A 7,257-nucleotide genomic window follows, 5' to 3' on the forward strand; every position below is an offset into this window, starting at 1 on the left:
TCTGGGCCGCTCACTCCGCCCCCCGCCCCGGCCCCCCCGGCGTCGGCGTCGACGACGACTTCTTCGCCCTCGGCGGCAACTCGCTGGTCGCCACCCAGGTCGCCGCCCGCCTGAGCAAGGCGCTCGACGCCGAGGTCGGCGTGCGCACCCTGTTCGAGGCGCCCACCGTCGGCGCGCTCGCGGCCCGGGTGGAATCGCACGCGGGCACCGGCGTGCGCGCCGAGCTGACCGCGCGTCAGCGTCCCGAGCACCCGCCGCTGTCGCTCGCCCAGCAGCGCATGTGGTTCCTCAACCGCTTCGACCTCGGCGACACCGGCGACGCGGGCACCTACAACATCCCGGTCGCCGTCCGCCTGCAGGGCCTGCTCGACCTGCCCGCGCTGCGCGGCGCGGTCGCCGACGTGATCGCGCGGCACGAGTCGCTGCGCACGGTCTACCCCTCCTACGACGGCACCGCCTTCCAGAAGGTCCTCGCCGCCGCTGTTTCCATCCCCGAAGTGGAACTCGTCGAGGCTGTGTCCGATCTCGGGGCTCCCGAGGGCCCTGCGTGGTCACGCTCCGCTACCTCCTCCGGGCCCGCCGCTCGCCCCGGCGAGACCGACATGGCGACCTCGCTCTACGAGTTCGCCCGCCGCGGTTTCGACGTCACCGCGCACGCCCCGGTCCGCCTGCGGGTCTACGAGCTCGGTGAGCGCGAGCACGTGCTGGTGATGGTGGTCCACCACATCGCCGCCGACGGTTTCTCGCTGCGCCCGCTGGTGCGCGACCTGATGACCGCCTACGTGGCGCGCACCGCCAACGCCGAACCCGGCTGGCCGCCGCTCGAGGTGCAGTACGTCGACTACGCGCTGTGGCAGCGCGAAACCCTCGGCGAGGAGACCGACCCCACCTCGCTGATCTCCGAGCAGCTCGACTACTGGCGCGGCGCGCTCGCCGATCTGCCCGACGAGCTGCGCCTCGGTCACAAGTCGCGGCCCGCGCAGGCCACCTACCAGGCGGGCACGCACCGCTTCGAGGTGCCCGGCGAGCTGGTCGACGCGCTGAACCGGGTCGCCCACGAGCACGGCACCACCCTGTTCATGGTGGTGCACAGCGCCTTCGCCGCGCTGCTGTCGCGGCTGTCGGGCACCGAGGACATCGCCGTCGGTATTCCCGTCGCCGGTCGTGGCGAGCAGGCGCTCGACGACCTGGTCGGCATGTTCGTCAACACCCTGGTGCTGCGCGCCCGGGTCGACCCCGCGGTCTCCTTCACCGACCTGCTCGGTCAGGTTCGCGAGAACGACCTGGCCGCCTTCGCGCACGCCGACGTGCCGTTCGAGCGCCTCGTCGAGGTGCTCAACCCGGCCCGCTCGCAGGCGCGGCACCCGCTGTTCCAGGTGATGCTCTCGTTCCAGAACCTGGGCCGCACCACCCTGGAACTGCCCGGCCTCACCGTTTCCGAGCTGGGCATCGACCAGCACGTGGCCAAGTTCGATCTGCAGCTGGCGCTCAGCGAGGTGCCCGCCGACGACGACAGCCGCATGGAGGCCGAACTCGTCTACGCCACCGACCTTTTCGACGCCGGCTTCGCCGCCACCTTCGGCGCGCGCCTGCTGCGCGTGCTCACCGGCATCGTGGCCGACCCGTCGGTCGCCGTCGGTGACATCGAACTGCTCGACGCCGCCGAGCGCACCCTGGTGCTGGACCGGTGGAACGACACCGAATTCGCCGTCGACGCCGCGCTGAGCACCCCCAGCGACGACGACCCGGCCACCCTCAACGCCCTGTTCGAGGCGCAGGTCGCACGCACGCCCGACGCGACCGCGCTCACGTTCGAGGGGACGAGTCTGTCCTACGCCGAGTTCGCGGTGCGGGTGCGTCAGCTGGCGCGCTGGCTCAAGGACGCCGGTGTCGGCCCGGAATCGTATGTGGCCCTCGGTATGCGGCGCTCGATCGACCTGCTGGTCGGCATGTACGCCGTGTCCGCCGCCGGTGGCGCGTACGTGCCGCTGGACCCCGATCACCCGGCCGAGCGCATCGAGCACATCCTCGACACCGCCCAGCCGGTGTGCGTGCTGACCTCCGGTGAGAGCCTGCCCGGCGTGGCCGGTCGTGAGGTGCGTATCGATCAGCTCGACCTGTCCGGCCAGTCGGCCGAGCCGGTCACCGACGCCGACCGGCATCGCCCGCTGCGCTCGGACAACACCGCCTACGTCATCTTCACCTCCGGCTCGACCGGTCGGCCCAAGGGTGTCGCGGTCAGCCATGCCGCGATCGTCAACCGCCTGGTGTGGATGCACGCCGCCTACGGCCTTGCCGCCGACGACGTGGTGCTGCAGAAGACGCCCGCCACCTTCGACGTGTCGGTGTGGGAGTTCTTCTGGCCGCTGCAGGTCGGCGCGCGCCTGGTCGTGGCCAAGCCGGACGGGCATCGCGACCCGGCCTACCTGGCCCGCCTGATCGCGGCCGAGCAGGTCACCACGGTGCACTTCGTGCCGTCGATGATGGCCGTGTTCGTCACCGAACCCCTTGCCGCCGACTGTGTCTCGCTGCGCAATGTGTTCGCCTCCGGTGAGGCGCTGCCGTCGCCCACCGCACAGCGCCTGCGCGAGCTGACCGGCGCCGCGCTGCACAACCTGTACGGCCCCACCGAGGCCGCGGTCGACGTGACCTATCACGAGGTCACCGACGCCGACACCGACACCGTGCCGATCGGCGCGCCGGTGTTCAATACCCGTCTGTACGTGCTGGATTCGCGGCTGCGGCCCGTTCCGGTCGGTGTCGCGGGTGAGCTCTATCTCGCGGGCGTGCAGCTGGCCCACGGTTATGTGGGTCGCCCCGACCTCACCATGGACCGCTTCGTCGCCGACCCGTTCGCGCCCGGCGAGCGCATGTACCGCACCGGTGACCTCGTCACCTGGACCGCGGACGGCGAGCTGGAGTACCTGGGTCGCACCGACTTCCAGGTGAAGCTGCGTGGTCTGCGTATCGAGCTCGGCGAGATCGAGTCGGCGCTCACCGCGCTGCCGCAGATCGCCCAGTCGGTGGTCGTGGTCCGGGCCGACGAGCGCACCGGAGACCAGCTGGTCGCCTACGTCATCCCGCAGCAGGGCTCGATCGTGGACACCGACGCGGTCAAGGACGCCCTCGGCGCCGAACTGCCGGTGTACATGGTGCCCGCCGCGTACGTGGTGCTGAACGCCTTCCCGCTCAACGCTTCCGGCAAGCTGGACCGCAAGGCGCTGCCCGCGCCGGTGTTCGCCGCGCGCACCTTCCAGGCGCCCGTCACTCCGGTGCAGCAGATCGTCGCCGCCACCTTCGCCGAGGTGCTCGGCGCGGGACAGGTCGGCCTCGACGACGACTTCTTCGAGCTCGGCGGCAACTCGCTCGTGGCCACCAGGGTCGCGGCGCGCCTGTCCGAGGCGCTCGACACCCAGGTGCCGCTGCGCGCGCTGTTCGAGGCCTCGACCGTGGCCGCGCTGGCGGCCCGCGTGGAGACCGCCACCGGTCGCGGCGGGCGCATCCCGCTGGTGCCGCAGCCGCGTCCCGAGCTGGTGCCGCTGTCGCAGGCCCAGCAGCGGATGTGGTTCCTCAACCGCTTCGACAACCGCACCGCCGTCAACAACATCCCGGTCGCGATCCGCCTCACCGGTGACCTCGACGTCGACGCGCTGGAAGCCGCGATCGCCGATGTGACCGCGCGGCACGAGTCGCTGCGCACCTTCTACCCCGAGGTCGAGGGCGCCGGCTACCAGCAGGTCCTGCCCGCCGACGAGGTCCGCTTCGCGCTGCCCGCCCAGCCGGTCACCGCGAACGAGGTCGTCGCCCGCGTCGTGGAACTGGCGGGCGTGCACTTCGATGTCACCCGCGAGGTGCCGTTCCGCGCGAGTCTGCTGCGCGTCGACGAGCGCAGTGCCCATGGCGGTGCGGCCGAAGCCCCCGCGTGGTCACGCTCCGCTACCTCCTCCGGGGCTACCGGCCGCACCGAGCATGTCGCGGTGCTGGTCATGCACCACATCAGCGGTGACGGTTTCTCGCTGCGCCCGCTGCTGCGCGATGTCGTCGTCGCCTACACCGAGCGAGTCCGCGGCGAGGTCCCCGCGTGGGCCCCGCTCGAGGTGCAGTACGCGGACTACACGCTGTGGCAGCGTGAGGTGCTCGGTGAGGAGTCCGATCCGGAGTCGGTCGCCGCGAGCCAGATCGCCTACTGGACCGAGCAGCTGCGTGATCTGCCCGACCAGATCGAGCTGCCCGCCGATCGGCCGCGTCCCGAGATCGCCACCAATGCCGGTGACCTGTACCGCTTCTCGGTCGACGCCGGTCTGCACCAGGCGCTGACCGAGATCGCCCGCGCGCACGGCGTCACCCTGTTCATGGTGATGCACGCGGCGCTGGCCACCTGGGCCGCGCGCCTGTCCAACAGCACCGACATCGCGATCGGCACCCCGATCGCGGGCCGTGGCGAGCGCACCCTCGACGACCTCGTCGGCATGTTCGTCAACACCCTGGTGCTGCGCAGCGAGGTCGACCTCGGCGGCAGCTTCGGCGACCTGCTCGACCAGGTCCGCAAGGTCGACCTGTCGGCCTTCGCCAATGCCGACGTGCCGTTCGAGCGACTCGTCGACGTGCTCAGCCCCACCCGCTCGCAGGCACACCACCCGCTGTTCCAGGTGGCGCTGACCTTCGAGGCGGCCACCGCCGCCGACACCGGCACCGTCGCCCTGCCGGGCCTGGACCTGAATGTCGTCGACTTCGACCCGGGCACAGCGAAATTCGACGTGCAGCTGACCGTGGGCGAAGCCGCCGACGGCTCGCTGTCGATGTCGTGGAACTACGCCACCGATCTGTTCGACCCCGAGACCGTCGCCGCTTTCGGCGACCGCCTCATCCGCGTCCTGCGCAGCGTCGCCGAGAACCCCGACGTGATCGTCGGCGACATCGACCTGCTCGGCGAGGCCGAACAGCGCGACGTCGCCCAGCGCTGGGTGTCCTCCGGCGCCGATGCCATCGCCCTGCCGGTCATCCACGACGCCAGCACCCCGGCCGGTCACCGCCGCGGCCTGTTCGGCAACAAGCACACGACGCTGGTCGACTTGTTCGACGCGGCCGCCGCGGCCTACCCGGACCGCATCGCCGCCAAGTTCGGCGTCGAATCGCTGACCTACGCCGAGCTCGACCGGCGCGCGAATGTGCTGGCGCGCAGGCTGATCGCCGACGGCGCCGGCCCGGAGTCGCTGGTCGCGGTTATCCTGCCGCGCTCGCTCGACCTGGTCGTCGCGCTGCTGGCCGTCGTCAAGACCGGTGCCGGTTACGTGCCGGTCGATCCGACCTACCCGGCCGAGCGCATCGCCTACGTGCTCGAGGATTCCCGCCCCACCAGCGTTGTCCTCGATTCCACCGTCCAGGTGACGGTGCCGGCTGACCTGCCCTCGGTGGTGCTCGACGGTTTCGCCGTGGAGACCGGCAATATCGAAGACGCCGACGACCTGCCGATCACCGACGCCGACCGGCTGGCCCCGCTCTCGCCGGACAATGTCGCCTACGTCATCTACACCTCCGGCTCGACCGGCCGTCCCAAGGGCGTCGCCGTCGCGCATCGGAACGTGGTGCGCCTGTTCGCCAATACCGACCGCGACTTCGGCTTCGGCCCGCGCGATGTGTGGACGCTGTTCCACTCCTACGCCTTCGACTTCTCGGTGTGGGAGCTGTGGGGTCCGCTGCTGTTCGGCGGCTCGCTGATCGTCGTCGACTACTACACCTCGCGCTCGCCCGAGCAGTTCCTGGAGCTGCTGCGGGTCGAGCAGGTGACGGTGCTCAACCAGACGCCGTCGGCGTTCTACCAGCTCGCCGAGGCCGACCGGATCGCCGGACCCGGCCTGGAACCGCTGGCCCTGCGCTACGTCGTCTTCGGTGGTGAGGCCCTCGAGCTGCGCCGCCTGTCGGATTGGGTTGCCCGCCACGGTGACAGCTCGCCGACGCTGGTCAACATGTACGGCATCACCGAGACCACGGTGCACGTGTCGTTCCGCGCGCTCGACGCGAAAACCATTGCCGCCGCAGCCGGTTCGGTCGTCGGCCGGGCCATCGCGGGCCTCGGCGTGTACGTGCTCGACAACCGGCTGCGCCCGGTCCCGGTCGGTGTCGCGGGTGAGATGTATGTCGCCGGACCGCAGTTGGCACGCGGCTACCTCGGCCGCCCCGACCTGACCGCGACCCGTTTCGTCGCCAACCCGCTTGCCGGCCCGAACCAGGCAGGCTCGCGCCTGTACCGCTCCGGTGACCTCGCACGCTGGAACCGCTTCGGCGAACTCGAATACCTCGGCCGCGCCGACGACCAGGTGAAGGTTCGCGGCTTCCGCATCGAACTCGGTGAGATCGAAGCCGCCGTGCTGGCGCAGCCGGGCATCGCCCAGGCCGCGGTCATCGTCCGCGAGGACCAGCCGGGTGACCAGCGCATCGTCGCCTACGTGGTCGCCGACGGCGACGCCCAGCCCGACCTCGACGTCGTGCGCAGCGGCGCCGCCGAACAGCTGCCCGCCTACATGGTTCCGGCGGCCCTGGTCCGCCTGGAATGGATCCCGCTGACCGTCAACGGCAAGCTGGACCGCCGCGCGCTGCCCGCCCCCGCGGTGCAGGCCCGTGCCTTCCGCGCCCCGGTCACCCCGGTGCAGGAGACCGTCGCCGCGGTCTTCGCCGACGTTCTCGGCCTGGACCGGGTCGGCGTCGACGACGACTTCTTCGACCTCGGCGGCAACTCGCTCATCGCCACCCGCGTGGTCGCCCGCATCGGCGCCGCGCTCGGCGCCACCGTGCCGGTGCGCACGCTGTTCGAAGCCTCCACCGTGGAAGCCCTCGCGGCCCGGGTGGAATCGCACACCGGCGGCACCGCCCGCGCGGCGCTGGTCGCCCGTGAGCGCACCGAGGGTGAACTGGTGCCGCTGTCGTTCGCGCAGCAGCGCATGTGGTTCCTCAACAAGTACGACACCACTTCCGCCGCCTACAACCTGCCCGTCGCGATCCGCCTGACCGGCGCGCTCGACACCGAGGCGCTGTCGCTGGCACTGGCCGACCTGGTGCGCAGGCACGAGTCGCTGCGCACCCGCTACCCCGAGCACGGCGGCACCCCGGTGCAGCAGATCGTTGCCGCCGAACGTATTTCGCTGGATCTGCGTCCGGTCACGGTCGCGCAGGAGCAGCTGTTCGGCACCGGCACCGAAGTCGTGGCCACCGGGTTAGATGTGGCCGAACAGGTTCCGATGCGCGCCCGCCTGTTCACGG

1 protein-coding gene is annotated in these 7,257 nt (G+C 71.2%); it reads left to right on the forward strand.

The window, feature by feature from the left end:
- Positions 1 to 7,257, forward strand: a 7,257-nt coding sequence (locus ACFWPJ_RS19660) for an amino acid adenylation domain-containing protein (RefSeq protein ID WP_378853296.1), incomplete at both ends; no start/stop codon positions are given.

The organism is Nocardia sp. NPDC058497 (genome assembly GCF_042720195.1).
GTDB lineage: Bacteria > Actinomycetota > Actinomycetes > Mycobacteriales > Mycobacteriaceae > Nocardia.